General features: G+C 52.1%; 25 protein-coding genes and 1 riboswitch. Of the genes, 9 read left to right on the forward strand and 16 right to left on the reverse strand.

Translation table 11 applies throughout. The features are described from left to right. Position 1: 1 nt before the first annotated feature. Positions 2-892: a dihydropteroate synthase gene (gene folP, locus JR338_10835; protein ID QRN82900.1), complete on the forward strand. Its 891-nt coding sequence runs from the start codon at positions 2-4 to the stop codon at positions 890-892. A gap of 15 nt (positions 893-907) precedes the next feature. Continuing rightward, on the forward strand, positions 908-1,474 hold the full coding sequence (locus JR338_10840) for a class I SAM-dependent methyltransferase (protein ID QRN82901.1): 567 nt from the start codon (positions 908-910) through the stop codon (positions 1,472-1,474). A 190-nt stretch (positions 1,475-1,664) separates the two neighbouring features. Here JR338_10840 and JR338_10845 read toward each other — a convergent pair whose 3' ends face one another. From JR338_10845 to JR338_10855, 3 genes are all read right to left on the reverse strand, one after another. After that, positions 1,665-2,612 carry a MerR family transcriptional regulator gene (locus JR338_10845; GenBank protein QRN82902.1) on the reverse strand — a complete coding sequence of 316 codons (948 nt, stop codon included), beginning with the start codon at positions 2,610-2,612 and terminating at the stop codon, positions 1,665-1,667. A 42-nt stretch (positions 2,613-2,654) separates the two neighbouring features. Further along, positions 2,655-4,376 (reverse strand): CapA family protein, encoded by a 1,722-nt coding sequence (locus JR338_10850; protein ID QRN82903.1) that lies wholly within the window; start codon positions 4,374-4,376, stop codon positions 2,655-2,657. 149 nt (positions 4,377-4,525) lie between these two features. Next, the gene (locus JR338_10855; protein QRN82904.1) at positions 4,526-4,930 is read right to left on the reverse strand and encodes a DUF4332 domain-containing protein; all 405 of its coding nucleotides are present in this window, start codon (positions 4,928-4,930) and stop codon (positions 4,526-4,528) included. 150 nt (positions 4,931-5,080) lie between these two features. Here JR338_10855 and JR338_10860 point away from each other — a divergent pair, with 150 nt between their 5' ends. Continuing rightward, a complete protein-coding gene (locus tag JR338_10860) occupies positions 5,081-6,247 on the forward strand; it encodes an MFS transporter (protein QRN82905.1) in 1,167 nt (388 codons plus the stop codon). A gap of 102 nt (positions 6,248-6,349) precedes the next feature. Here the strand turns inward: JR338_10860 and JR338_10865 are convergent, their stop codons facing one another. From JR338_10865 to JR338_10910, 10 genes are all read right to left on the reverse strand, one after another. After that, a complete protein-coding gene (locus tag JR338_10865; GenBank protein QRN82906.1) occupies positions 6,350-7,192 on the reverse strand; it encodes an SAM-dependent chlorinase/fluorinase in 843 nt (280 codons plus the stop codon). Positions 7,193-7,201: 9 nt separating this feature from the next. Beyond that, the gene (locus tag JR338_10870) at positions 7,202-8,041 is read right to left on the reverse strand and encodes an energy-coupling factor transporter transmembrane protein EcfT (GenBank protein QRN82907.1); all 840 of its coding nucleotides are present in this window, start codon (positions 8,039-8,041) and stop codon (positions 7,202-7,204) included. Continuing rightward, positions 8,041-9,747, reverse strand: coding sequence for an ABC transporter ATP-binding protein (locus JR338_10875; protein QRN82908.1), 1,707 nt, complete (start codon positions 9,745-9,747; stop codon positions 8,041-8,043). The genes JR338_10870 and JR338_10875 overlap by 1 nt, the downstream gene beginning before the upstream one ends. Before the next feature lie 145 nt (positions 9,748-9,892). Continuing rightward, positions 9,893-10,450 (reverse strand): ECF-type riboflavin transporter substrate-binding protein, encoded by a 558-nt coding sequence (locus JR338_10880; protein QRN82909.1) that lies wholly within the window; start codon positions 10,448-10,450, stop codon positions 9,893-9,895. A 403-nt stretch (positions 10,451-10,853) separates the two neighbouring features. Next, positions 10,854-12,134 carry an MFS transporter gene (locus JR338_10885; protein QRN82910.1) on the reverse strand — a complete coding sequence of 427 codons (1,281 nt, stop codon included), beginning with the start codon at positions 12,132-12,134 and terminating at the stop codon, positions 10,854-10,856. Positions 12,135-12,302: 168 nt separating this feature from the next. Further along, positions 12,303-12,806 (reverse strand): isoprenylcysteine carboxylmethyltransferase family protein, encoded by a 504-nt coding sequence (locus JR338_10890; GenBank protein ID QRN82911.1) that lies wholly within the window; start codon positions 12,804-12,806, stop codon positions 12,303-12,305. Positions 12,807-12,947: 141 nt separating this feature from the next. Beyond that, positions 12,948-13,763: a hypothetical protein gene (locus tag JR338_10895; protein QRN82912.1), complete on the reverse strand. Its 816-nt coding sequence runs from the start codon at positions 13,761-13,763 to the stop codon at positions 12,948-12,950. Between the two features lie 81 nt (positions 13,764-13,844). Next, positions 13,845-15,332, reverse strand: a complete 1,488-nt coding sequence (locus tag JR338_10900) for a DUF262 domain-containing protein (protein QRN82913.1) — start codon at positions 15,330-15,332, stop codon at positions 13,845-13,847. Positions 15,333-15,661: 329 nt separating this feature from the next. Beyond that, a complete protein-coding gene (locus tag JR338_10905; GenBank protein ID QRN82914.1) occupies positions 15,662-16,147 on the reverse strand; it encodes a hypothetical protein in 486 nt (161 codons plus the stop codon). 65 nt (positions 16,148-16,212) lie between these two features. Then, positions 16,213-16,614, reverse strand: coding sequence for a Zn-ribbon domain-containing OB-fold protein (locus tag JR338_10910; protein QRN82915.1), 402 nt, complete (start codon positions 16,612-16,614; stop codon positions 16,213-16,215). A gap of 259 nt (positions 16,615-16,873) precedes the next feature. Between JR338_10910 and JR338_10915 the strand changes: the two genes are divergently transcribed. From JR338_10915 to JR338_10940, 6 genes are all read left to right on the forward strand, one after another. Next, on the forward strand, positions 16,874-17,098 hold the full coding sequence (locus JR338_10915; protein QRN82916.1) for a hypothetical protein: 225 nt from the start codon (positions 16,874-16,876) through the stop codon (positions 17,096-17,098). A 17-nt stretch (positions 17,099-17,115) separates the two neighbouring features. Next, positions 17,116-18,312: a YcaQ family DNA glycosylase gene (locus JR338_10920; protein ID QRN82917.1), complete on the forward strand. Its 1,197-nt coding sequence runs from the start codon at positions 17,116-17,118 to the stop codon at positions 18,310-18,312. Continuing rightward, positions 18,309-19,253 carry a GNAT family N-acetyltransferase gene (locus JR338_10925; protein ID QRN82918.1) on the forward strand — a complete coding sequence of 315 codons (945 nt, stop codon included), beginning with the start codon at positions 18,309-18,311 and terminating at the stop codon, positions 19,251-19,253. Before JR338_10920 ends, JR338_10925 begins: the two co-directional genes overlap by 4 nt. A gap of 19 nt (positions 19,254-19,272) precedes the next feature. Continuing rightward, complete coding sequence (locus JR338_10930; protein ID QRN82919.1) at positions 19,273-19,749, forward strand: GNAT family N-acetyltransferase; 477 nt, start codon at positions 19,273-19,275, stop codon at positions 19,747-19,749. Between the two features lie 116 nt (positions 19,750-19,865). Continuing rightward, a complete protein-coding gene (locus tag JR338_10935; protein ID QRN82920.1) occupies positions 19,866-20,381 on the forward strand; it encodes a hypothetical protein in 516 nt (171 codons plus the stop codon). Between the two features lie 1,031 nt (positions 20,382-21,412). Beyond that, positions 21,413-21,518: riboswitch (SAM riboswitch) on the forward strand. A 97-nt stretch (positions 21,519-21,615) separates the two neighbouring features. After that, positions 21,616-22,815, forward strand: coding sequence for a methionine adenosyltransferase (locus JR338_10940; GenBank protein QRN84421.1), 1,200 nt, complete (start codon positions 21,616-21,618; stop codon positions 22,813-22,815). Positions 22,816-23,045: 230 nt separating this feature from the next. Here JR338_10940 and JR338_10945 read toward each other — a convergent pair whose 3' ends face one another. Genes JR338_10945 through JR338_10955 form a run of 3 tightly spaced genes read right to left on the reverse strand, consistent with a single transcriptional unit; the run spans position 23,046 to position 26,139 of the window. Further along, entirely contained in the window at positions 23,046-24,008 is a 963-nt protein-coding gene (locus JR338_10945; protein QRN82921.1) for a D-cysteine desulfhydrase family protein, read from the reverse strand. Then, complete coding sequence (locus JR338_10950) at positions 24,005-25,141, reverse strand: peptidoglycan bridge formation glycyltransferase FemA/FemB family protein (protein QRN82922.1); 1,137 nt, start codon at positions 25,139-25,141, stop codon at positions 24,005-24,007. The genes JR338_10945 and JR338_10950 overlap by 4 nt, the downstream gene beginning before the upstream one ends. Further along, on the reverse strand, positions 25,138-26,139 hold the full coding sequence (locus tag JR338_10955; GenBank protein QRN82923.1) for a peptidoglycan bridge formation glycyltransferase FemA/FemB family protein: 1,002 nt from the start codon (positions 26,137-26,139) through the stop codon (positions 25,138-25,140). The genes JR338_10950 and JR338_10955 overlap by 4 nt, the downstream gene beginning before the upstream one ends. Positions 26,140-26,180: the final 41 nt, after the last annotated feature.

Below are 26,180 nucleotides of genomic sequence, written 5' to 3' on the forward strand. Positions count from 1 at the left end.
AATGGAAAGTGACCCTATGACTTCCGAAATTCTTGCCCCGTTCCCCTGGGGGGAGCGGACCTATATTATGGGTATTATGAATGCTACCCCGGACAGCTTCTCCGGTGATGGTCTGCTGAAGCGGGAGGATGCTGTCAGCCAGGCACTCAATCAGGCGGAGGGCTTCCTCGCCAATGGTGCGGATATCCTCGATGTCGGCGGTGAGAGCACCAGACCTGGCGCGGATACGGTCAGCGAGGTGCAGGAACTGGAACGGGTGCTGCCCGTGATCGCTTCGCTGCGGAAGAAGTTCCCGCAGGTGGTGATCTCAGTGGATACTTATAAGGCTGAGGTGGCCAGGCAGGCGCTGGACCTGGGAGCGGACTGGGTGAACGATATCTGGGGATTCCGGGCGGATCCGGAACTGGCAGGTGTGACCGCGGCGCATCATGCGCCGGTGGTGCTGATGCATAACCGCTTGAAACCCGGCAGTGCAGAAGTGCAGGCCCGCTTGGGTGGGCACGTGGTTGGCGTGGAATATGATGACCTGATCGCGGATATTTGCAATGAACTGCTGTTCAGTGTGGGCCTGGCTCATGAAGCGGGTATCCCGGATGAGTATATTATCCTGGATCCGGGGATTGGTTTCGGAAAGACCGTTGAACAAAACCTCGAATTATTAGACCGGATGGATGAGATCAAAGCCTTGGGGTATCCCTTGCTGGTGGGCCCTTCGCGCAAGTCCTTCATCGGTTATACGCTTGATTTACCGCCTGAAGAACGGGTGGAAGGGACTGCTGCAGCGGTGGCCCTCAGCATTGACCGGGGAGCGGATATCGTCCGTGTGCACGATGTGGCGGTGATGTCCCGGGTGGCGCGCATGACGGATGCTGTTATCCGGCGGAAATCCTGAGATTTAGGGGGCAGTATGGAACTTGTGGGTTATGATTTTCCCCAGCTTGAAATTGCACTCGATGATTATGATTTTACGGGCCCCGTGCTGGATATCGGGGGCGGTGGTGAGGGCGTGATCGGTCAGTTGCTGGGCCGGGATGTGATTGCCATTGACCAGCGGATGGATGAACTGCTGGAAACGACGGATGGTCACCATAAGGTGATGATGGACGCTCGCCGGTTGGGTTTTGAAGGACAGCTTTTCCCCACCCTGACGGCTTTTTTCTCTTTGATGTATCTTCCAAAACGTGAAGATCAGATCGCTGTTTTTATGGAATCTCAGCGGGTGCTAGAGCCGGGTGGCAGCTTACATTTGTGGGATGTGACCCAGCCGGAAGAGCCCTTGGAAGGGTCGGATTATTTCGTGGTTTACCTGCGGTATGGGGTCAGGGGGAAGCAGCGGGGAACGGGATATGGGATGCGCTGGCCGGGCGAGAAGCGGGATGCTGCCCATTACACCGCTCTGGCGGAGCAGGTGGGACTGACCTGTGTTCGGTCGGATGTGCTGGAGCATTGTTTTTATCTGCAATTTCGGAAGTAATTTATCGCAATGTAGTTTTGTGACTTTCGTAGGTCACGTATGGTGGCGAAGCCATCTACGTGACATTTTCGTGTCACGCTGGAAGCGTGACCTACCCAATAGGGCGAGCACGGAGACTCGCCTCTACGAGAGATTATGAATTATGGATGTTTGTAGGTCACATGCCGCACGGCGTATATGACAATTTCAATTAATCTACCAGCTCATGCACTCGTGAGATGGCATCCGCCAGGCTGCGGCCGAGGAAAATCCCCTTCATTGCTTCCCGGGCATCATTATTTTCATTGAAATAACGCCCGCCATATCCCAGTTTTGGTTTCTTGGGGAGCGTATTTAGTTGCTCCTGCATCTTGAAGAGGGGCTGGGCGGTATGTTCAAATCCTGCAGAGAGGATCACCATGTCTGCATTGGTGTCTTCTGCATAAAGCACCAGATCTTCGATCGGCAGGTCCGCGCCCAAAAACTCCACCCGGTATCCCTCTCGCCTGAGCAGCACAGAGAGCATTAGCGGTGCAATCTCGTGGAATTCCTCCGGTGCGCAGCCGACCAGAATGGTTGGGGCGGAGATGTCAATTGGGAAAGCCTGCAGCAGGTTCATAAGCACGCCTTCGATATAGGAAGAAGCAAAATGTTCAGTCGCGATCCGGATTTCACCGTGGAACCAGGCGTCGCCAATATGATAAAGACAGGGCTGGAAGATCTCAAAAAGAGTCGTTTCAAGATCAAACATTATTTGCACGCTGTTGAGGATTTTCCTGACCCGAATCTCATCATGGGCGGCAAAGGCTTCATATAACATCTCGGCATACCGGGCAGGGGGAAATTCCGGCTTTTGGATAGGTTTGGGAGCTTCGAGGGTTGGCAACGCCTCGGGCCATACGCCCTGCTTGCGCATTGCCTGATATTCGCGAACGGCCGCACTAATGGACAGGCCGTTGAACAGGCGGTGGGTGATCCAGCGCACCACCTGGATATCCCGTTCAGAATAGAGCCGGTAATTGTTGTCGAGGCGCTCAGGTTCAAGGAAGTTGTAGCGTCTTTCCCAGGCGCGCAGCGTCACTGCGCGGACCCCTGAGCGGTCACTGACCACTTTGATGGTGTATTGTCCTTTTGGAGAGAATTTTGCAATCGAAGCCATAGTGACAATCCTTTTCGACAGATTGGACTGGTTAATTTAATTTTACCGTGTCTCCCACCCGCTGGCGTCAAACAGGCTTTGGAGGAAGGCGGATCGTTCAGACGGCGTCATCGGCCGGGGCTGGGCGTAATCATCAAGCATGGCGGTCAACAGTTCAGTGCTGAGGTAGCGGCCGTCATAGAAGGTGTGGCGCTGGATGATCTCCCAGCGGGTCTCGATGATTTGGTTGCCGTATTGATCAATGATACCCATCTGGTCGAAGAATAGGTTCCCGAGGCCATACTGGATGAAAGCGTTATCCTGAAAAGCCATGCCCTTGGCAAGATGGGCCTGGCTGCCGTTCACGATTACTGCGCCGGCATCAGCCATCAATCCGAAATCCCGGACCTGATGCTCGCTGGCATAGTTATAGTAGTCCTCGAAATACTGGAAAGTCGCAATGGGCAGATAACCCTCTGCTGTGAGGTGGGCGATCTCTTCAGCCATCCATTCATAGTCATCGCAGGGGGCAGCGCCGCCGTGCTCATCAGTGGCCCAGGCATAATCCGGTCCGGAGGCGTTACAGCCGATGAAGGCCAGTTTATTGCCATGGTCGGTGAGGGTCAGAGGGGTGAGGGCATCTTCTAAATTAATGCCGCCGCCAAAATAGACCATGTCGTGTTCGGCATAGAGATCAAGGGAGAACGGGATCACATCCACGCCCCAGACATAGGCTGAGTCATTGTTGTGGTTGCCGGTCAGTTCGATGATGTCAACTCCGACATAGTCGAAAAGCATAATATAATCCGGGCTGCTGCAGAAGAGTAGCATTTCCGAGTCTGGGTCAGGTGTGGGACAGTCTTCATAGAAGGAGACCTCGTTGCTGATATGGGTCAGGTCCGCGCTGGACAGCCAATCACGAATTTTCTCGCCTGGGTAATTTACACCATTGGTTTCCATTTTGTCAGCCGTGGCGCGCACCAGAGCTGTGACGCCAGTCATCACCAGAGAGGTCATTTTTTCCGGGTCACGGTTGGTGACGGTGATGGCGGTGTTGAGCGTTTCAAGATTTTCTGCTGAGAGAGCTTGCCCGGCCTCTGTCTGGGCGATGAGCTGGAAGCTGACCACCAAAGGAGCGGTGACTGGGTCAAAGCCCTTGTTTAGGGGAGAGGTTCCATCGACTGTGATGACTTTGAGCTTGGGTTCGAGCGAATCAAAAGGCACGATTACCCAGGCATCCGATTCCCAGAGCCTGTCGGCGGCCACGGGTTCATCTGAGATGATGATCCGGGCGGCGTCGTGTTCACCCCACTGGGCTTCCCAAACATTAGCAAGGGCGGAAGGTAGTTTCAGGTAGGGTACGGTCAGCATGTCGGTCACGGTCTCGCCGGACCAAAAAGCCTGCAGATCAGCCAGGGTCACGCCGTCCACCAGCGTGGGGAATGGGGCGGCCAGGGCATAGACCCAGGTGCTGGTCAGGATCACGTCGCCCTCAGGAACCTTGGCGACGGGACCGAACCAAAGATCGGCATCGGGGCTGCTAGAGAGGGGAAGACCAGATAACGCGTCAAAGTCTACGCTGCCCACCGGGAGTGAGCCCGCCAGGAAAATCGTGACTGGGATGGAAGTCGCTTTGGTGGGCTCTGAGCCTACTACCACGATCTCAGCAGTCTTGGTGGGTACCAGAGAAGTTGGGGTATCCTTGCCCGCACAAGCAGAGAAGGTCAGGGGAATCAGAAGTAGGAAGATAACAATGGGAAGGACATTTCTAAAAGAAAGTTTCATGATCAGGGCGTTTGAAAGTGAGTTGGTGAAAAACCACATTCAATATTGGGCTCTGCAGATTCTAATTATCCCACTAAATTAAAAATCCAACAGCCCCGCACCTTTCGGGGGCAGGGATGTTGGATTAGATGGCGTAATGTATTTAGTGTTTAATATTGGATAACGCGGGGCAGGGCCTTGGCTTGGTCAACCCAGCTGGCAACCTGTTTCTCACTGGGAAGCTGGCGAACGAGTTTCTTTGCATTGTTCACTTCAACCATCTTGGCATGGAGATTAGCAGCATTGCGCTGGGCCAGTTCAGGGACGGTGTCCACGCCGGCTTCTTCCAGAAGATCGGAATATTCCTGTGCGACGCCCTTGATCCGATAGAGATCAACATGGTTGACCCATTCGAGAACGAGACCGTGGCTGATGCCGGTCATTTCTTCAATTTCCTGACGGCCTTTTGGGGTTGCGCCTTTTTTTAAGAGTTTACCTGTGGTTGTGATGCCAGCTTTCACTAATTTCTCAGCGTACTTTGGACCAATGCCTTCTACGTCGATTATCTTTGCCATTTCGAACTCCTTATTATCTAAGCGAACTTTTTGTTGTGGCGACAAATAACAGCCACATGATTCCCAATAAGCCAATTATAGTATTATTTTACTAATTATGACAATGCTTGTCTAGTTTCTCGCATGGCGTTGCGTGTATAATTGGGCGATATGTCGATTAAACCATTGAAATTAAAGTTTGATTTATTTGTGTTCACCCTCACCCGGACGGTGATTAACACCAGTTACCGGATGGTTTATCCCTTCCTTCCTGTTTTTGCCCGCGGACTGGGGGTTGAACCCGCCTCATTGGGATTGGCCCTGTCCATTCGCTCATTCTTGGGTATCTTTGGGCCCTTCCTGGCGACGGTGGCGGATACCCGTAACCGCAAGACCGGCTTTCTGCTGGGCATTGGTCTTTTTGTAGCCGGCAGCGGCCTGGTGGGCCTGAGCCCATCTTTCGTGACGTTTATTATTGGCATCAGCCTGACCCTTTTGGGTAATGTTGTGTTCATTCCATCATTGAGTGCTTATCTGGGCGATCATGTCCCTTATGAACGGAGGGGACGGGTTCTGGCGATCACTGAGCTGAGCTGGGCGCTGGCATTCATCGGGGGAATTCCGGTGGTGCGCTGGTTGATCGAATCCTATATGTGGTTTACACCTTTCATTTTCTTTGCCATAATTGGCGTGGTGCTTTTTATTGTGGTTCTTATTACTGTCCCGGGAGAACGGATTGACCACTCCACAGAAAACACCTTCTGGCGCAACCTTGGCCGGATCCTGCGGACCTGGCCTGCTTTGGCAGGTTTGCTGGCGGGGGTTTTATTCGCCATGGCCAATGAATTGGTGAACCTGGTCTTTGGACTGTGGATTGAACAGGGTTTTGGGCTGGATTTTGCTGCGCTGACGATTGCCTCGGTGGTGATCGGTGTGTCTGAGCTGGGCGGTGAGGTCTTCACCGGGATTTGGCTGGATGCTATTGGTAAGCGCCGGATGATCTGGATTTTCCTGGGCTTGAATGCCCTGGCAGCAGCGCTCCTGCCCTTCCTGGGCGGAAGGTTGAACCTGGCGATGGTGGGCTTGGGTTTCTTCTATATCACGTTTGAAATATTGCTGGTCAGTGCATTGACTTTGATGAGCGAGGTGATGCCATCCACCCGGGCAACGATGCTTTCAGCAACCCTGGCTAGTTATTCGATTGGTCGGATGATGGGTGACTTGATTGGCCCAACCTTATTCAACATTGGGTTTTGGGCGACCTGTTTGGCAGCGGTCTTGTTGAACGTGGCCGCAGCGGGATTGATGACCCGGGTTCGGCTGAATGTAGAGGAATAAGCAAGTTAGGATTGAGAAATTTGGGTTATTAAGAAGTAATGGTCGTCTCTTTTGAGACGACCTTTTTTGTTTACCTACGCTGAGGAACAAAAGATACGTATCTTATTTACTGATCGTGATTGTCCACTCCGGACCAAAACCGATCTGGTATTCCTCGGTGAAACTGCCCTGGTTCACGGCAACCGAGATTCGCATCAACTCATTGTTATAGATCATCACATCGCCCTTATTGGCATAGCCAAAGGACTGATGGAAAAGCACCCGTTTTGAAAACACCTCTTTGCCATTATGCCGGATGGTGAGCAGCGGGGTGTCACCATAGGCAAACCCGGCCTTTTGTAAATCCTTGGTGGGGATATTGGTCCAGTCATTACCGAAATTCGGGTCATTGATCTCAAATATGCCCGTTACCTTACCTTCGCTGATCTCGGGTTTCAGCAGGGGGTGCATGATGATTTCATCTACGTCATATTCAGGTCCGACGCCTTCAAAATCAATCAGACCGCTGGCGAGCTTGGCTGCGCAATAGGAGAAAAGGTCCCGCCCGTGGAAGACGCTGACCGCTTCGGTGTTCTTGCCCTTCAGCCGGTTCACATTCTCATCAATCTCTCGGATGGCGGTGATGCCCACCCAGGCCTTGAGATGGGTCAGTGAGCCGTTGTCGGGCGTGACCACATAATAGCCGTCCGCAGTTTGGGCGACGCAGGCCTTGCGCGGGGTGCCCACACCGGGGTCCACCACAGAGACGAAGATCGTCCCCTTGGGCCAGAAAGCCATAGATTGATAAAGCCGGTAGGAAGCGCTCCAGGTGTCAAATTTGGGGATTTCGTGCGTGCCGTCAATGATCTCCAGCTCACGGTCCACATTCTTCACCACACCATACATCGCGCAGACAGCGCCTTCAGCGTAGGTGAAATCCGTTTGGAAGACGAGGATGGGTTTCATGGGAACCTCCTAAATGAATGGGTTGTAGAAACGGCTGTGGTTGATGAAGATGGAGACGCTGATCGAGCCAAAGAAGAGCAGGGCGGAAATGACGATGGCGACCCAATCCTGGGTTGTGAATTTCCTGGCTGAGAACCAGGTACGGGTGCGGCTTTTGCCAAAACCGCGCAGGTCCATCGCGTTGCTGATCAGCTCGATCCGGTCCAGCGAGGAGAAGATCAGCGGAATGATGATCAGCAGGGAATTCTTTACCCGGCTGACAAATTTGACCTTACGGGAAAGGTCCAGCCCGCGTGCTTGCTGGGCCAGGCTGATATCCCGGTAATCCCGTTGAACATCCGGGAAGTAACGCAGGGTCAGCGCCACGGCGTAGGATGCCTTATAGGGCACGCCGACTCGGCATAGAGATGAGGCAAATTCGCTGGGGTTCGTGGTGAGCAAGAAGATCATGCCCAATGGGATGACGGAAGAGTATTTGATCATCTTCGTCACGGAATAGAATAATTGCTCCTGAGTCAGATAAAACTTGCCATAGATCTTGAAGATATTATGGCGTGTGCCGTAAATCTCCACGCCCATTTCAGGGGCGAACAGGAAGGAAATGATGGCGTTTGTGAGGATGAAGATGACGACATACAGCACCATGGTTCGGATCTGGCGGAATTTGATCTTGGAGACCCATAAAAGGTAAACGGAAAACGCCATGATGATCAGAATGACGCGGATATCGTAGGAATACATCACCGCAAAGGTCAGAAAGAGGAAGCAGATCAGCTTGGTCAGGCCCGATAATCGGTGAATAATCGTATCTAAAAGGTCATAGGAGAAGAGTTTGGTTTTGGCGTTCATTAATTCCTCACGCCCCTATCGTAGTCAATGAAACCTTGCACAAAGGCGGTACCGTCCGGAATGCCAGCCATCTGGGCCAGGTTGAAGAGCGAGGTCTCCTTGAGGCTGGCCTTTTTGATCACCTCACTATCCGTCAGCACGACTGAAGCCGCTGTATCGGCAACAAGCTGCCCCTCTGAGAGCACGATGGCCCGTGGGGTATATTCGAGCATCAGGTGCATGTCATGAGTGATCAGGATGATGGTGACGCCCATCTTGTTTAACTCCAGCAGGAACTCCATGATCTCAGTGTAGTGGCGGAAATCCTGCCCGGCGGTGGGCTCATCGAGGATCAGGATCTTTGGCCCCAAAGCCAGGATTGAGGCGATGGTCACCCGTTTCTTCTGGCCATAACTCAGGGCTGAGATCGGCCAGTCAATGAAGGGTGAGAGGCCGCAGACTTCCAACACCTTCTTGACCCGCTCCTGCACTTCTTCTTCAGGCACTTCCCGGAAGCGCAATCCTAGGGCAACCTCATCAAAGATCATGGGCTTTGAGATCATCTGGTTGGGGTTTTGCAGAACCGCACCGATGAATTCGGCCCGTTCCTTGATTGTTTTGTCAGCGATGTCTTCACCATAGTAGCGGATGATGCCGGAGTCGGGTTTTTCGAACCCGCAGAGCAGCTTGGAGAGCGTGGATTTGCCCGCCCCGTTCCTACCTACCAGCGAGACCATTTCTCCTTCCTGAATATCAATGTTGATATCGCTCAGGATCGAGCGGATACCATCATAGGAGAAATTTAGGCCTTCAATGGAGAGGATGGAAGGGGCTGCGGGCTTGGCATCCGGATGCTGTACGCTCTCATACCAATTGACAAGGGCGTCTTTCTCCAGTTCGGTCTTCAATGTGGTGATATAGCCGGGCAGTAGATCGCTGGTGACATTGACGCCGGCATATTTCAGGGCGGTCACATAAAGCGGCTCGCGAATACCGGTATCGGTCAGAATGTCGGATGAGACCAGGTCATGCGCGTTCTGGTCGGCGATGATCCGGCCATCCCGAATGACCAAAATGCGATCAACATGCTGATGGAGCACATCTTCCAGACGGTGTTCGATGATCAAAACGGTCTTTTTAGATTTCTGATGGATATCTTCGATGATCTCAATGGCGGTCTTGCCAGTGGCGGGGTCAAGGTTGGCTAATGGCTCATCGAAAAGCAAAATATCCACATCATCTACCATGACACCAGCCAGCGATGTGCGCTGCTTCTGGCCGCCGGAGAGCTCAAAGGGTGATGAGGATAATAGGTGCTGCATATCCACCATGCTGGCGACTTTTTTAACCCTTTCGTGCATCTCCTCAAAGGGGATGCTATCGTTTTCCAGGGCAAAGGCGATATCTTCCCCCGTGGACAGGCCCACGAACTGCGCATCAGAGTCCTGCAGAACAGTGCCGACCTGCTTGGATAGTTCGAAGATGTTCATCTCCTGCGTATCCCGGCCGTTGATCTTCAGGTTGCCATTGATCTCACCTTTATAGGCGAAAGGGATCAGCCCATTGATGCAGTGGCCCAGGGTGCTCTTGCCGCTGCCACTGGGGCCAACGATCAGGACCTTTTCACCGGGATAGATCTTCAGGTTGATGTTATGCAGTGTGGGTTCAGCCTGGCTGTAATATTGGAAGAAAAAGTTGTCAAATTCAATGATTGGCGTTTTGGTCATCAGCTCACACAGTCCATTGGGTCTAGATGGTTATTGTACCCAAGATTCTCAATTGCACTGGAAACGTAAAAATGTAATTGTAAAGGAAAATGGCTGTCAATTGTTCGCGACAGCCATTTTGGTTAATCAAAACGTGTTTTCAGGCCTAAGCTTTCTTGAGTGAGCCTTTTTTGGTGCGGGTGGCTGCATAGGCTGCCAGCAACAGTGTGCCAATGACGGCAGTTGTGACGAAGTTGGAAGCTGCTGCGACAATACCCTGGGTGAAGACATAGCTGGCGGGTTCCTGATAGATCAGGATGTCCAGCAGAGGGGCAACCCCAATCCAGGCCACGGCATTGCCGATGAGTTGGATCAGGTTGAAGGTCAGAATATCCTTGAGTTTGAATTCGCCCTCATCAACTTTTGTGCGCTTGAAAGCGAAACCGAAGATGAAGCCGGCAACGCCGCTGGCGATTACCCAGGACCACCAGGGTGAACCATATTGGATTGCATCACTCAGTGCATGGCCGATGAACGCGATCAGAGCACCAGCGATCGGGCCAAAAAGGGTGGCCATGAAGGCACCCAAGCCATATGCAGTTTGGACACTGGTGTCCGGAATTGGGGAGGGAACTTTGACGTACATGAACAGCAGCATAAAGAGCGCTGCGCCAATGCCGATGGCAACGATTGTGCGGGTTGAAACTTTAAACAAGTCCTTCATGATGTCTCCTTTAGACGTAATTAGGTTGAAAGTGAATATACGTGCATAATAAATTGACCGATAAGATCTCAAATACGGATAGGGGATGGACTAATTCGGACCGGAGTGGTAATGGTGAGGGATTTAAACAATGGTGACATCAATTGATTTGTTCTCCGGTAGCATCAATCCATCGTTTACTAATGGTTTTATGAATCGATAAGTCCTCCTTTATTAACCGGAGTTCAGCCCAAAAAGTTACGCGGCTGAGAGAATCAAAGTATGCTGTGATTCTATAATAATGCCCCAGAGGTGTCAACCGGAAGCGTTAAATTGGAAGAGACGCCCCGGTGAGGAGGGGCGTCTCTGAGGAGAAGAGATGAAGCGGTGGGATTAGGGTGGGGACCACCGCCCTTTATCGTGTTTATTCGCCGGTTTTCACCAGCGCGGGTTCAACTTGAACCTGGGGTTCGCCAAATTCCAGAGGCTTTTCCGGCGCTTTGAATTTGAACCATATCGGGATCATGATCAGCAGTGAGGCGACCGCCGTCACAATGAAGGGAGTCTGGGGGCTGACCCGCTTCCAGAGCTGCGCACCCAGCCATGGGGCTGGCAGGGAGATGAACCCCCGGCTGCTGTTGAACACACCCGAGAAAGTACCTAGCTTGTTGGCAGGGACCACTTTTGAGATCAATGATTGATAGGGTGGGCCCAGCATCCCGCCGCCAAAGCCGAAGACAGCCGAACTGGCCGCGAAGATCAGGAAGCTATCCGCCTGCAGAAAGATCATGAAGGCGCCGAAGATCAACGCAAAGCCGATGATCAGGGGCAGGCGTTCATCGTGCTTATCAACCAGTTTGCCAGAGAGCATCGGGACGAACATGGAAGCGATGGCATTGATTGAACCGAGCAGGCCAATCTGCTCCACACTGATATCAGCAAGCTGTTTCAGATAGAGTGGCTGCAATTCGCCGGACATTCGGAAGGCGATATCGCCGATCCCATCGGTGATGAAGATCCAGGTGATCAATCCACCGCCCACCAACATACCCAGCATACTGACCATGCTGCGCTTGAAGGAGCCCATGTTTAATTTTTGCGTGGGCTGCTCAGGCATCTCGGATTTCTTTGTGGAGGCCATCCAGATTCGTAGGATGGCAGCAGCAGTATAGAGAACAGCAGAGACGGCCAGCATCCACTTGAAACCAAAAGCGCCGGCCAGTAACCCACCCAAAGGCGGCCCGATCACACCGGTGATCTGGAAGATCGTATTGGTCATCCCATACACTTTGCCGCGATTCTCTTCCGCTGAGTTTTCGGCGATGAAAGCCTGAAAACTGGGGGCGACCAGGGCAAAGGGAATTTGATAGGCGATCAGAGCTGCGATCATCCACTGCCAGGTGGGTGCAAGCAGCATCGCGCCCAGCCCGATGACCCCGCCCACACTGCCGATCGCCACGGCCCGCAGGCGACCGATCTGATCAGAAACCCAGCCTCCGAAGATCTGCAGCATCAAAACCGCTGCGGAAGTCAGGGTGAATACCAGGCCCACATCGGTGATATCCGCGCCAAGATCCGTCAGATAGATTGGCAAGAGCATGGGCGTCATCATTCCGGCAATATTTGCCAGTACCATCGCCAGCATGAACCAGCGCAGAATAGGAGACAAAAGTGGTTGTTTCTTGGCGGTTTCCTCGGCAGGCATGGGGCTTTCCTTTATCTTGGGACAAAAAGGGAACGAGAGGAAAGGTGACTTCCTCCCCGAAAGTACTTTTAGTATAAAAAGGAAACTGACCTGCAGATAGCCCCCAATGGACGGAATTCACCCTGGCCAGATGGCCAGGGTGAAAATATTATGGTAAAGCGATTTGAGTTACCCTTTCCACGGCTTCAACCGTGGCACCCAACGGCGGACATTGGTTTTATAGCGGTGGTAATCTTCCCCAAAGCGCTCTTCCAGTTTGGGTTCCTCCGAGAGGATGAAATAGAGCGTGTTGCCCAGGAAGAAAACCAGCGCCAGGATGAAAATGCCATTTGAGCCCAGCAGCAGCCCTTCACTGACCATCACCAGTACGACCCCGAGGATCATCGGGTTGCGGACATAGCGATAGGGGCCGCGGATGACCAGCTTCTCCGAGGGGATCCAGGGCATCACGGTGGTGTTGGCATAGACGATGATCAGCCGGATGGAGACCAACAATAGTGTCAGCCCTGCCAGGCCGATGACGGCCCCGGCAATCGCGCTGGCCAGAGAGTTGGTGACCAATGCGTGACCGCCCCAACGATACTCGGTGTAGTTGATGGATGCCGGCAGTGCGATCAGCATCAGGAAGGGCAGGATGAAAGATTTGAGATGGGCGGAGAGTGGTTGATTCATAGGGTGTCCAAACTGGCGGAATGAAATGGGTTCGTTACTCATTGTATATCACAAATACGCAGTGTAATTAGAAAATAAATAAAAAAGCCACCGATAGAATAACTATCGGTAGCTTTCATGATCGATAGGATTGCCGCGCGCTCACTCCTCCACGCCGCGGCTCGTGAATTCCATTTCCATCAGGACCTTGAGAAGCGCTCCCAATGCGATCATTGGGAAGAAGACGGACATAAATCGGACGCCCAGGTTGAGCAGAGAGTATAGGACAGTGCCAATCCAGGCTAGAATACTCATGCTGTCAGCATGTGTAAAAAATGACAGGAATATTTGCTGGCCGGGGTCCATCAATAATAAAGCATGAAGGATGTAGCGGGCGATGGAAATAACGGCGGCAATCCTCAGCCATTTATCCAGCCATAAGACCTGCTTGGGATCATAGAAGACAGGCTGATCCCCCTCGGTATATTTGAGATCGGGATCTTCTTCTGCTGCGGGGTCAGTTGGTTTCTTGTGGAATGTACCTTTGAGCACCCTGGCGGTTTCTGTGACGATGGCACGCATCGCTGTGGGCTTGCTGCCCTCTGCGAGTTCCTCCCCATCTTCTGCGGCGCCTCGATAGTTCAGATCGGTTTCGAGGATCATGTTTAGCCCAGCAGATATAGCCCTGAGGACCAGCCAATAGATAATGGGGTGAAGAATGTTCGTGATTGTTGTGAGAATGATTTTGCCAGTTGAAGTAGAAGCGTATTTTAACTCTTCAGGGAACAATGAGGTGTAGTCGGCGACTGGCAGACCGAGTCGAATCCATATTATGTCTTTAACCTCAAGAAAACTAAAGACTGCGTAAATCAAACCAATGACAAGATAGATCCAGCCGATGATCTTGGCTAGTTGTGCTATATTCGCTAACCGGGAATGTTTTTTAGTGAAAAATACCTGCTCAGTGTTTTCTGCCATATTCTCCCCTTTCGGTTGATGCAGATGAGAGATGACCGCCCGCGTGATTGAGGGAATTATACACCAGGGGAGAGGGGGAAATTATAAATCAGCAAGAAATTTTACAGCAGCAATCAGGAGACGAATTTGTGTCGTCAGAATTTCTTCTGGTGAGCACTCTCCTATAGAAACTTTGCCACTGTATTTTTTGAATGCGTCCGCAAGTTTGATATTCTTCTTTTGGGTATCTGTTTTTTTGCCATGGTCAATATCATGCCTAATTATTGTTCTAATATTTTTTATATCAATCACAAAGTCTGGAGGGGGAGACGACAATCGTTTACATGATCCGGTTCCCTCGTAAAAAATGAAATATAAAGAATCAATAAAATTTCCAAACGAAGTACTTGATTTGCATGGTTGGTTTAAAAGAGTTAATCCTTCTGACACCTTTGTTGTCATTTTAATTAAATCTTCACCATTTTGTCCTGAATACTTTTTATTTATTTTGAATATTCTCTCTTTGGTATCTTCTGCTAAATCATTTAAGTCATTTATTGTTTCGCTTTCCACATTTGGAAATACTCCAATTATTGGCGCGAATTCTGGAGAAAAACGAGCGAGTTTTTTACTTAGAATATCAAGTCGAGTAGTTATGGACTGACCAGATGCAGAACCTGATGAGATCGATTGTTGATATTTCAAAAAGTCTTTTTCTGAACTTTCTGCGCCTTTCTCAACTTCAATTGCTAAATCATCGAAAAAGGATTGGATAAAATCGCCAAATTTTTTTGAAGTATTTCTGTCTATTCCATGTGAAATTATTCTGGAAGCTAACATACACACAGACAAAACATTAGCTCGACTTCGTAACACCTTACACTTTTCAGGAAAGGCTTGATCAAGGTAATCAAGAGCACGAGTTGTTTTTTTTGCAGTCTCTGATTCTTTGCTAAATGTTCGATTTTCCTTTAAGAATCCTTCAAGTTGTGGAAAACGTAATTGCGGTTGAATTCCTCTTGCTTCAAGTAATAACCAACGAGTTGCAATTTCAAAATACGCATACCGTGTATTTCTTAATGGGATTTTGTTTTCAAAGAAGTTAGCTGAAGAAATCTCATGGCAGAAATCCCTCATATCTCCACTAATTGCATTTAATTTTTCGGCAGTATTTAAGGGAGTTCCTAATTGTAATCTTTGAAACAATTCTTCAAGTTCATTTTCATTTACATCTTCAATTTCTTCTATTTCAATTTCATAATCATCGAAACTGTCTGAAATATCGTCAGGTAACTCATTGTATGTAGAAGCATTAAATTTCTTCTTTGATTCTTCAGATAGTTGCAACTGATTATCAAAAAACTCAAAAATTGCAGATAGTCTTTGTTGACCGTCAACACATTCAAATGAATTCTTATCAACCATTTGAAAATAAAATTTAGGGATATGCCATCCTTGCAATATGCTGTCTATTAGAAGCTGTTTCTTTGAAATAGGCCAAACTTCTTCTCGCTGATAATCCGGCATATCTATCCGGTCTCGCCGTTTATAAATTTTATCAATGGCTTTACTTCGTAATTCCATTTTCATATCATTTCCCTCCATGTACTTACTCATAATTTATAAAGGAATTGCGATGATGCGGCTATATTACAACATATTGTAACACTTGATAAAAAATTGATCAGAATACTTGAAAAAGTTTATGTTGATTTAAGTTTACATACTGAGAGCCAAGAATAACAGGAAAGAATTATCAAACTCCTACAACATATTAATATTGCTGTTGTTCGATAACGACTAAGAAAATGAATCGTGTATTATTTAAAAGGTGTATTTACTAATTATTGTTTTATTTTTGAACTTTTTGACAGTGTAATATGAGCTGACTTCTGGTTCTTACAAAATATTTTTGTAAGTCACTTGCCCGTAGTAAAAAGTTTTCTATCTTCTTCCTCTTCCCTCCACCACGTCACCACCGCGCCAAACACCGTCATCAGCATCTGTAAAAACGGCGAAATCAATACCATCAGCACCTGCCAGCCGATGAAGCTCGCCAGGGGCTCGAAGAGGATCAGCGGCATGCCGTAATTGGCCAGGTCAGCGCTGGGGTCAAAGAGCCACTTGAGCGAGGGCAGCCAGATGACCGCCAGGACCAACATTGAGAACGCGGCGGTCAGAGCGGCGTATTTGAGCAGGCTCCCCAGCAGGGCATGGAGGGTCTGCGGCTTTTCCCCCAGTCGCCGGGCCAGCCACCAGCCCACCGGCAGCCCCAGAAGGATCGTGAAGAATGGGACGCCCATCCCCAGCCCGATGCTGAACAGATCCAGCAGGATGAAGCTGAGGATCGCCCATTTGGGTTTCAGATGGATCAGCCGCTGGAAAATGTTAGTTTTTTCAGTCATGCAAACCTCCCCATAAACAAAGCCCCCGGCAATACCGGGGGCAGGATTGAACTGTTTGATGTGATCTACGCGCTCATCACCGGGCGGAACTTGTAGCCATAGACCAGCATCCCGCGCTCGTCGCCATCGGAGCGGAGCTTGCGGGTGACCATCTCGACCGGCATGCCGATCTCAACTTTTTCTTCGCCGAGGTCGGTGAGTTGGGCGGTGACGATCGGGCCTTCTTCCAGTTTGATCAGCGCCACGGTATAGGGGGCCTGGGCTTCAAAGCCGGCCGGAGCGTTGCCCATCTTGGTGAAGGAATAGACCTCGCCCTTACCGCTGAAGGTATAGGCTGTCTTGGCCTCGCCGCCGCATTCCGGGCAGACATCCCGGGGCGGGAAGATCTTGGCCTGGCAGTGGGGGCAGACTTCGCCAACCAGTGCGTACCGTTGTTTCTTTAATCGCCAATGGCGTGGAACTTCCATTTTTTCAACTCCTTACAAGCCGCATGAGAAGGCGCGGCACGGTTTTTCTCTTTTAGTAAACCCGAGTCTACCGAAAAGGGACTCTCAGAAACTATCAGGATGCTTTTTTCCTCTAAATGGGGCGAATTTGGGGCCATTTGCTTCAGTTAATGGCAAAAAACCGGTGTTTTTTCAAGCCTAATCACTCGCTTTCCGGCCTCGATTAATGTTATGATTTGGGGTAAGACCAACAGCTGGATCCCGATGGAGGCTGCTCACCATGACGATTCATTTGCTGGATAAAACCCTTCAAATTGAAATTTTTTATGAGTGTGAGGATCAGGACCTGGAGGACAATGTCTGCCTGACGATTGTTGAAACCTGCCCGCCGGGCGAGAAGATCCTGCGTGCCGGGGAGACCCATCTTTTCCTGACCCCAAACGAGGCCCGTGCCCTGGGCGAAGCCCTGTTGATCGCTGCCAACCGCAGTGACGCCGCTGGATAACACCGAGGAGTGACCCTTTGATGCTGATGACCCCTGAAGCCGTGCGCCTGGTGATGCTTGCCGCGCAAGGCCTGCTGACCCCGCCCTCAACCACTGCCGTCAAGACGGACCTGCTGCCCGCGATCCGGCAGATGGGCTATCTGCAGATTGACACGATCCATGTGGTCCAGCGCAGTCAGAATCTGGTGCTCTGGAGCCGCCTGGGTGATTTTGACCCGGACTGGCTGGATGAGGTACACGCGGAGGGGCAGCTTTTTGAATATTACGCGCACGCGCTATGTTATATTCCAACCGAATATTACCCGACATTCCGTGGCCGGGGCCTGCATGATAAGCGGGTTGGGCGCTATTGGTGGGGCTGGGCCGAGAAGCATCAGGACCTGTTGGCGCGGGTGCTGGAAGAGGTGCGCGAAAACGGCCCGCTGAGTTCGATGGATTTTGAATCGGAGCGGATCGAGACGGGTTGGGGCGGCATCAAAAATGAACGGATCGCGCTGGACCGTTTGATGATCACCGGCGAGTTGATGGTTTCTCGGCGGGAGAACTTCCGCCGCTATTTTGACCTGCGGGAGCGGGTGCTGCCGGATTGGGACGACGCCGATGCCCAGGATCTGGAAACAGTGCGCGATGAGCTGGCATTGATGGCGGTGCGCGCTTTGGGGGCTGCCCGGGTTGAATGGGTGGCGAATTATTATTACCTGCTGAAGACCGGGATGGCCAAGCGGCTGGAACGCCTGACCGCGGAGGGGCGACTCTATCGAGCTGAGGTAGCAGCGTGGGATCAACCGGTCTATATTCACCCGGATGGATTGGCGCTGGCAAAACAAGCACTGGCGGGGGAACTGACCGCGACCTACACAACCCTGCTTTCGCCCTTTGACCCCCTGATCTCGGACCGGGACCGCGCCCTGGACTTATTCAATTTTGATTACCGCCTGGAATCATATACTCCGGCCAAGGATCGCCAATATGGCTTCTTCTGCCTGCCGATCCTGCACAAAGGTCGCCTGGTGGGTCGACTGGACCCCAAGGCGCACCGCAAGCAGAAGCGGATGGAGGTCAAAGCGCTCTACCTGGAGCCGGAGATGACCCTGGATGATGAGCTGTTGGTCGGTTTGAAGCAGACTCTCGATCAGTTCACTGCCTGGCACGGGTTGGATTCGTTGGAGATCACCGAAGCGAACCCTGCTAACCTGTTGGAGGTTTTTGCATGACCCTTAACCCTGCATTCACGCTTTGTTTCCTGCTCAATGGGGATGATGTTCTGATGCTCCACCGTAAGTTCCCACCCAACCAGGGTTTGTGGAACGGCGTTGGTGGTCATATTGAGCCGGGTGAGACCGCTCGCCAGGCGATGATCCGCGAGGTGGCGGAGGAGACCGGTTATCAAAACACGCACCCGCAGTTCGCCGGATTGCTGACCTGGGATGGCTATGAGATTCCACCCGGTGGGATTGTGATCTTCACGGTTGAGGTGACGCATCGCAATTTCGTCAGCAACCATGAAGGTGAACTGGCGTGGGTGAAGCGTGAGTGGGCCTGCAACGCGCCGGAGGTGGTGGATAATATCCATGTCTTTCTGCCGAAGGTATTGGCAGGTGTTGAGCCGCTGCATTATCATTTCAGTTATCAAGACGGGGTTCGCATACGCGATCTGATTGAGCCGCTGCCCGAGGATTATGACCCCGAGCGCCCTTTCCAACCGGAAGCGGGATTGGAGGAAGAGACACGGGGTGAATTCTTGCTCAGCTTCGATAAGGACAGGTTGCAGCTGGAAAAGGTCGTGGACTTTCTGGACCGTCAGTCCTATTGGGCGCAGGGACGGCCGCCTGAGGTGATCGAGACCTCGATCCACACTTCAGTTTGTCTGGGCATTTATCACCGGGGGGAGCAGGTGGCCTTTGCCCGGTTGGTCACAGATCAGGTGACCTTTGCCTGGTTGTGTGATGTGTTTGTGGATCCCTCTCAACGCGGGCAAGGGCTGGGGAAGTGGCTGGTGGAGGCGGCCGGGCAGTATACCGACCGGATGGGCATCGAGCGCACCCTGCTGGCCACCCGTGACGCCCACGGTTTATATGAACATTATGGGGATTATCACCCCCTTGAAGTGCCGGGAAAATGGATGAGCCGCACCCACCCGGATCAAAAGGGCTAAACGCGAAGGAGAAGAGAAGATGGAATTCCAACGAGGTGAATTCACCATCAGTACCGATAAGGACAGGCTGCAGATCGAGGTGATCCATCGCTACCTATCCAACGAGGCCTATTGGACCACCGGGAGAACGCTTGCCACGACCGAGAAAGCGATTGAAAATTCGCTCTGTTTCGGGGTCTATCACAACGGCTGGCAGGTAGGCTTTGCGCGGGTTGTCACGGATTACACGATCTTTGCCTATCTATGTGATGTCTTTGTTTTGGAGAAGTATCAGGGACAGGGCCTGGGTAAATGGCTAACTGAGATGATTCTGGAGGCGCTGGATCAGGAAGGTGTGCGCTGGACGATGTTGGCGACCCGGGACGCCCACGAGCTGTATGAGGATTATGGCGGCTTCCAGAAGCTGCACCTGCCCGAAAAGTGGATGGGTCGGGTGAACCCGCGGCTGCTGGAAGGATCAGGCAAGGTCTACACCTTGCCAGGAGATGGTATGTAAAAACGGTATCGGGGGATATTTACAGACTTCTTACAGAATCACAAAACCCGCCTTACGCGCGGGTTTTATGATGGGAACATCTAAACGTTCTCTATTCTGACATAAGGAGTTATGTGATGAAAAAGCTAAGTAAGATCCTGTTGACCTTTGCTGTTTTGGCAGGTGTAGTGTTGTTGGCTCTCCCCACCCAGACGGTCGCCGCTCAAAGAGACGTACCGCCGGTTGAGGAAGCTTTTGTCAGGCTGGAAGAGATGTATGCGGACATGTTCGAGCGCTATGAGCATGCCGGCGAACGGATTGACAATACCGATGATGTGGTCGAACGTCTGGAACAGCGGATCGAAGACCTGACGGAGATGGGTGAGGACCCGGCGGAATTGCAAGCGATTCTGGACACCTTCCTGGCAAACATGGATGCCGTGCAGGCCGTTTATGATGATCTGGGTGAGCTGTTTGATGAGCACGCCGGATTTGACGCCGATGGCGAAGTGACGGATGACAGCCTGGCGGTCTATACCCTGCGCCAGATCGCCGATGGTTTGTTGGATCTGCACCAGTTGAGTGAAGACGCCCGTTTTGAACTGCGCTGGGACCTGATGGAACACCGATATAGCAGGCGAGGGGAGGGATAAGCATTAGGATTTGATGTACTCCCTGGTCAATTGAGATTGCTTCCCCTTGCAAGGATATTCTCCCTATTATTGCGAGGAACTCCTAAGGTGACATGAAGCAATCTCTTTTATTTTGTCACGTGCGCTGCGCGGCACGTGACCTACTACAGTGCGGCTGGTCTTGATGAAGCATGTAGGGTGTGCACATCTTTTGTGCGCACCAATTATCTCGATTTACCTGCAGGTGTAGGGTGAGTTTGGCAACCCACCAAATTTATCACTGAGATTGCGTCGTACGGTGCAAGGCACCTTCCTCGCAATTACAGAATGGTTTTGTCACGTGCGCTGCGCGGCACGTGACCTACAGTATGGCTTGTCATTATGGAATATATAGGGTGTGCACATCTTTTGTGCGCACCAATTTTCTGAGATTGCTTCATACGGTGCAAGACACCTTCCTCGCAATGACAGAATGGTTTTGTCACGTGCGCTGCGCGTCACGTAACCTACAGTGTGGCTTGTCATTATGGAATATATAGGGTGTGCACATCTTTTGTGCGCACCAATTATCTCGATTTACCTGCAGGTGTAGGGTGAGTTTGGTAACCCACCAAATTTATCACTAAGATTGCTTCATACGGTGCAAGGTACCTTCGTCGCAATGACACAATGGTTTTGTCACGTGCGCTGCGCGGCACGTGACCTACAGTGTGGCTGGTCTTGACGAAGCATGTAGGGTGTGCACATCTTTTGTGCGCACCAATTATCTCGATTTACCTGCAGGTGTAGGGTGGGTTACCAACCCACCAAATTTATCACGTAGATTGCTTCGTACGGTGCAAGACACCTTCCTCGCAATGACAGAATGGTATTGTCATTGCGAGCTAGCGACATAGTCCCCGAAGCGAAGCGGCGTGGGAAGCAATCTCTCTTGATTCTTTTTTGCACCTTGCGGATAAAGTGTATACGATTCATCCACTATAATTTGCATTTTTCTTTTTTGGTGTTATAATCCAAACCGTTCAACAAAAATTGAATAGCCCTATGCGGCACTCTTATCCAGAGAGGTGGAGGGACCGGCCCGATGATACCTCGGCAACCAGAAAGCTTAGCTTTTATGGTGCCAAATCCGGCAGAGCGATTTCTGGAAGATGAGAGGCAAGCTGAAACGACATGTTACGCCCCTCTCGCACGAGCCAGATGGGGCGCTAATCTTTAATGAGACATGGAGGTTCTCACAATGACGTTGACATTTATGAATTTGCAAAAATACCTGTTCACGTCGGAATCGGTCACAGAAGGCCATCCCGATAAAGTTTGTGACCAGGTCAGCGATGCTGTGCTGGATGCTTTGATTGCCCAGGATAAATACTCCCGTGTGGCCTGCGAATGCGCCACCAAGACCGGGTATATCATGGCACTCGGTGAGATCACCACGACCGGTTTTGTCAATTTTGACGAACTGGTCCGTAAAGTGGTCAACGAGATCGGCTATGACAGCTCTGAGAAGGGCTTCGATGGCAACACCTGCGGTGTGCTGATCGCTCTGGCGAATCAGTCCCCCGATATTGCCCTCGGTGTGGACAAGGCCAGCGAATTCAAATCCGGTGAAATGAAAGAAGACGAGGATATTGAAGGGGTTGGCGCTGGTGACCAGGGGATGATGTTCGGTTACGCCTGTAACGAGACCGAAACCCTGATGCCGATGCCGATTTACTACGCCCACAAGCTCACCCGCAAGCTGGCGGAAGTGCGCAAGGCAAATGGCCTCACTTTCCTGCGCCCCGATGGCAAGAGCCAGGTGACGGTGGAATATGAATATGGCAAACCGAAACGGATCCATACCGTTTTGATCAGCACCCAGCATGATCCTGATGTCACCCACGAGCAGATTCGCGAAGGTGTGATTGAACAGATCATCAAACCTGTGCTCCCTGAAGAACTGATTGACGACGACCTGTTGATTTATGTCAACCCCACCGGTCGTTTTGTCACCGGCGGCCCGATGGGCGATGCCGGCGTGACTGGCCGCAAGATCATCGTCGATACCTACGGTGGCATGGGCCGGCATGGCGGCGGTGCCTTCAGCGGGAAAGATCCGACAAAAGTTGACCGCTCCGGCGCTTATGCTGCCCGCTGGGTTGCCAAGAACGTGGTTGCCGCTGGTTTGGCGGATCGCTGTGAAGTGCAGGTGGCCTATGCCATCGGCGTCGCGCACCCACTCTCCGTCAACGTGGAGACCTTCGGCACCGGCAAGATCGATGATTCCCGGATCGCTGAACTGATCAATGAATTCTTTGATCTGCGCCCCGGTGCGATCATCCGTGATCTTGACCTGCGCCGTCCGATCTACCAGCAACTGGCCTCCTACGGTCACTTTGGCCGGGACGACCTGGATTTGACCTGGGAACGGACCAACAAGGCCGACCTGCTGCGCGATGCGGCTGGCCTGTAAAATTAGCAGTTTTCTTAGGAAAAATAAACCCTCGGATGGATCATCCGGGGGTTTTTGATTTATTCTATGTAGGGTGTGCACCTCTTTTGTGCGCACCAATTCTGAGATTGCTTCCTCCGCCTGCGGCTCCGTCGCAATGACAAGAGGGTTGTGTGCCCTGTAATTTGATTAGTCATTGCGAGCTGTGCGACATAGCCCCCGAAGTGAAACGGAGCGGGGAGCAACCTACTTTAATTGATCAGCCGCTCCTGATACTTCCCCGCAAAAAGGGCTGGGGTGCCGCCGGTATGCCAGAAGAGGACCGTATCCTCTTTTGGAAAATATCCCTGGCGGATCAGGTCGATCAGCCCCGCGGCAGCCCGTCCGGTGTAGACAGGGTCGAGCATCAGAGCTTCCAGGCGGGCAAAAAGCTGTATGGCTTCTATTTCCATTTCACCCATAATGGCATAACCTTCACCGGTGTAATTGTCGTTGACCAGTGCCTCTTCCGGAGAGAAAGTAAAGGATTCCCCCAGGAACGCTGCGGTTTGGTTTGCTAGATCTGCCACCCGTGGCCTTAACACCTCTGCGGGTTCGTCCACGCTAATGCCGAGGATCTTACCCTTGTAGCCGCTCATCCGTGCGCCAACCAGCATCCCGGCCTGCGTGCCGCCGGAGGAGCTGGGGAAGACGATCCAATCCGGATCACAGTTCTGCTCCGCCAGTTCCAGCATGGCGTTCACATAGCCGCTCGCGCCGATTGGGTTGGAACCGCCATAAGGGATCAGGTAAGGTTGGCGGCCATCCGATTTAGCCTGTTCATAGACTTCTGCCAGTTTAGTTTGCACGTTGTCACGTTCGGTGAAGACCAGTTCGCCTCCCAGCAGGTGAAACAGGAAATGGTTGCCATCCGGCGGGTTGGGCGGCTCACCAAAGAGGACCAGGATGCATTCCATCCCGAATTTGGCGGCTGTGGCGACCGTCTGGCGGCAGTGATTGGATTGGACAGCACCGGCAGTGATCAAGGTCTTTGCGCCCTGATTTTGAGCGTCCGCCAGCAGGTATTCCAGCTTACGGGTTTTATTGCCGCCAAAAGCCAGTCCGGTTTGGTCGTCACGTTTGACCCAAAGACGAGGACCGTTCAGGGTTTGGGTCAGCCGGGGCATTTCTTCCACCGGCGTGGGTAGATGGGCAAAGTGAAGTCGCTCTATCATGCGTCCAGTCCTTGCTTGGTTTCCGATTTTCCCCGACGGCGCATCAAATCCAGAATTTTTGGAAGAATCCGGTTGTAGAGCCAGTAGATGACAGGCCGCACGGGATAGTCCCAGGCACCGAGGGTTCGGTGCACTGTGCCGCCAAAGCCATCTTTGAAGCGGTAAACGCCCCACATCGGGTCGCTCTTGTCGAATTCATCCGGTGCGCCCCAGAGGTCATATAAGGTGCAGCCCTTGGTTTTGGCCCGCAGCATGGCTTCCCATTGCAGGCGGTAGGTGAACATTTTCTCGCGGTGTTCATCCAGTGACATGCCATAGATATACCAGGCCTGCTCGCCAAAAGTGAAGATCACCACTGCGCCGACCGGTTCTCCTTCCACTTCCGCAATTAGAGGTTCTGCCAGCCCGGCCTCAAAGAATGTGCGCCAAACGTAGGCGTAATAGTCCTTACCGCGGATCAAGAAGTCATCTCGAACGGAGGTGTGGGCATACATCCGGTAGAGCAGGTCGATATCATCCATGCCGCCAACCCGGACGGTCACCCCTCGCCGCTCTGCCAGGCGGATATTGTAGCGGGTCTTGGATTTCATTTTTGCCAGGAGGGCTTCTTCGTCCTCCTGTAAATCAAGGATGACTGTGTTGCGGAATTGGATCTGGTCATTCGAGAAAACCCATCCCCGCCGGACGAGATCATCTCTGAAATCCAGGCCGATGCTGTAATCTGTGTCTTTCTCAGTGCCAGGTTGGCCATATGCCAGAACGAGAGCGGGATCGATCTTGAGGAAGATGGCACCCTTGCGGCGGGCATAGTTTTGCAGATCGTCAATGACCTGGTTTGCCAAAGGCTGATTGTCATAATCCAGCATGGGACCGCGGGGAACGTACATCACGCTCATTTTCAACGCGAACCCACCAAGGCGGATGCTGCGCTGTAATAACAGCGCACCGGCGCAAACCGTGCCTTTTTGATCTCGCCAAACGAGGGGATGGGCTTGCCAGCCGACCTGTGCCTTGACCTGTCCCCATTGCCAGGTTTGCAGGGCATGGGCGCCCTCCAGATTGACGATCAGATCATTCCAATCCTTGGGTTGTGTGACTTCGACGGTTTCCATCCGGTAGGTCGGTGTGGTCATGCGGGGGTGTTCCCTTTCCCTCCGGTGTAAATCTGATAGAGCTTGTAGAGCAGGGGCATATAGACCTTATCCCAGGTGCCGATTGTACGCCGCACCTCGCCGCCGAAGCCGCGCTTGAAGCGGTAAACACCCCAAAGACCATCTGAGCGATCTGCGAATTTCGCTTCCAGTTCGGATTCGGGTTGGTCAGGAACGCCCCAGAGGTCATAGGTCCGGCAGCCTTTTTCTTTGGCCCAGCGCATGGCCTCCCATTGAAGCAGATAGGTGGGCATCCGGTTGCGTTCACGGTTATTGGATGCACCATAGAGGTACCAGGCGGTATTGCCCTGTGCAAAGGCCATCAATCCCGCCAGAGGTTGGCCTTCGTGACTGGCCATCAGCAGGGTGCAGGTGCCATCGGGGGCAAAATGATCATAGGCAGCCTGGTAATAGTCCAGGCTGTGAATGCCAAAGGCATCCCGTTCACCGGTGGTTTCCATCAGTTGGTGGAAAGCGCTGACATCACTGTTTTGTTGGATGATCACGTCCTTGCGCTGTGCCAGGCGGATGTTATAGCGGGTCTTGGGCTTCATCGCAGCCAGCCAGTCCTCTTCGGTTCCGCTGATATCAATCAGAACGGTGCGGGGAGGCTGGGTGGTCTGTTGGCTGGGTTGGAAACCGGGCAGGTGGGTTTCGGTGAAATCATCCGGAACAGGTTCCCAGATTTCCGGTTCCACTCGCAGGAATATAGCATGGCGCTCTCGGCTGAGGGCATCCACTGCTTCCCAGAGCTTAGGCCAATCGCCTGTCCCGACCGGGCCGCGGGGGACATAGGCTACGGTGAGCCCAAGAGGCAGGCGCCGGAAGAGGATCATCACGCCCAGGTCACCCTGGCGTAAATATTCCGGTGTCCAGCCATAATCACTTTTCAGGTCGCCCCAATTGGGGGTTTGCAGGAGGTGGGCATCCGGGTGTTTTTGAATGAACGCATCCCATTCTGCTTTGGTAAGCTTGGTCATGATTTCCTTCTAAAAGTTGATCGCAAAATTAGTCGATTGGA

Source organism: Chloroflexota bacterium (genome assembly GCA_016887485.1).
In the GTDB taxonomy this organism is placed as follows: domain Bacteria; phylum Chloroflexota; class Anaerolineae; order Anaerolineales; family Anaerolineaceae; genus Brevifilum.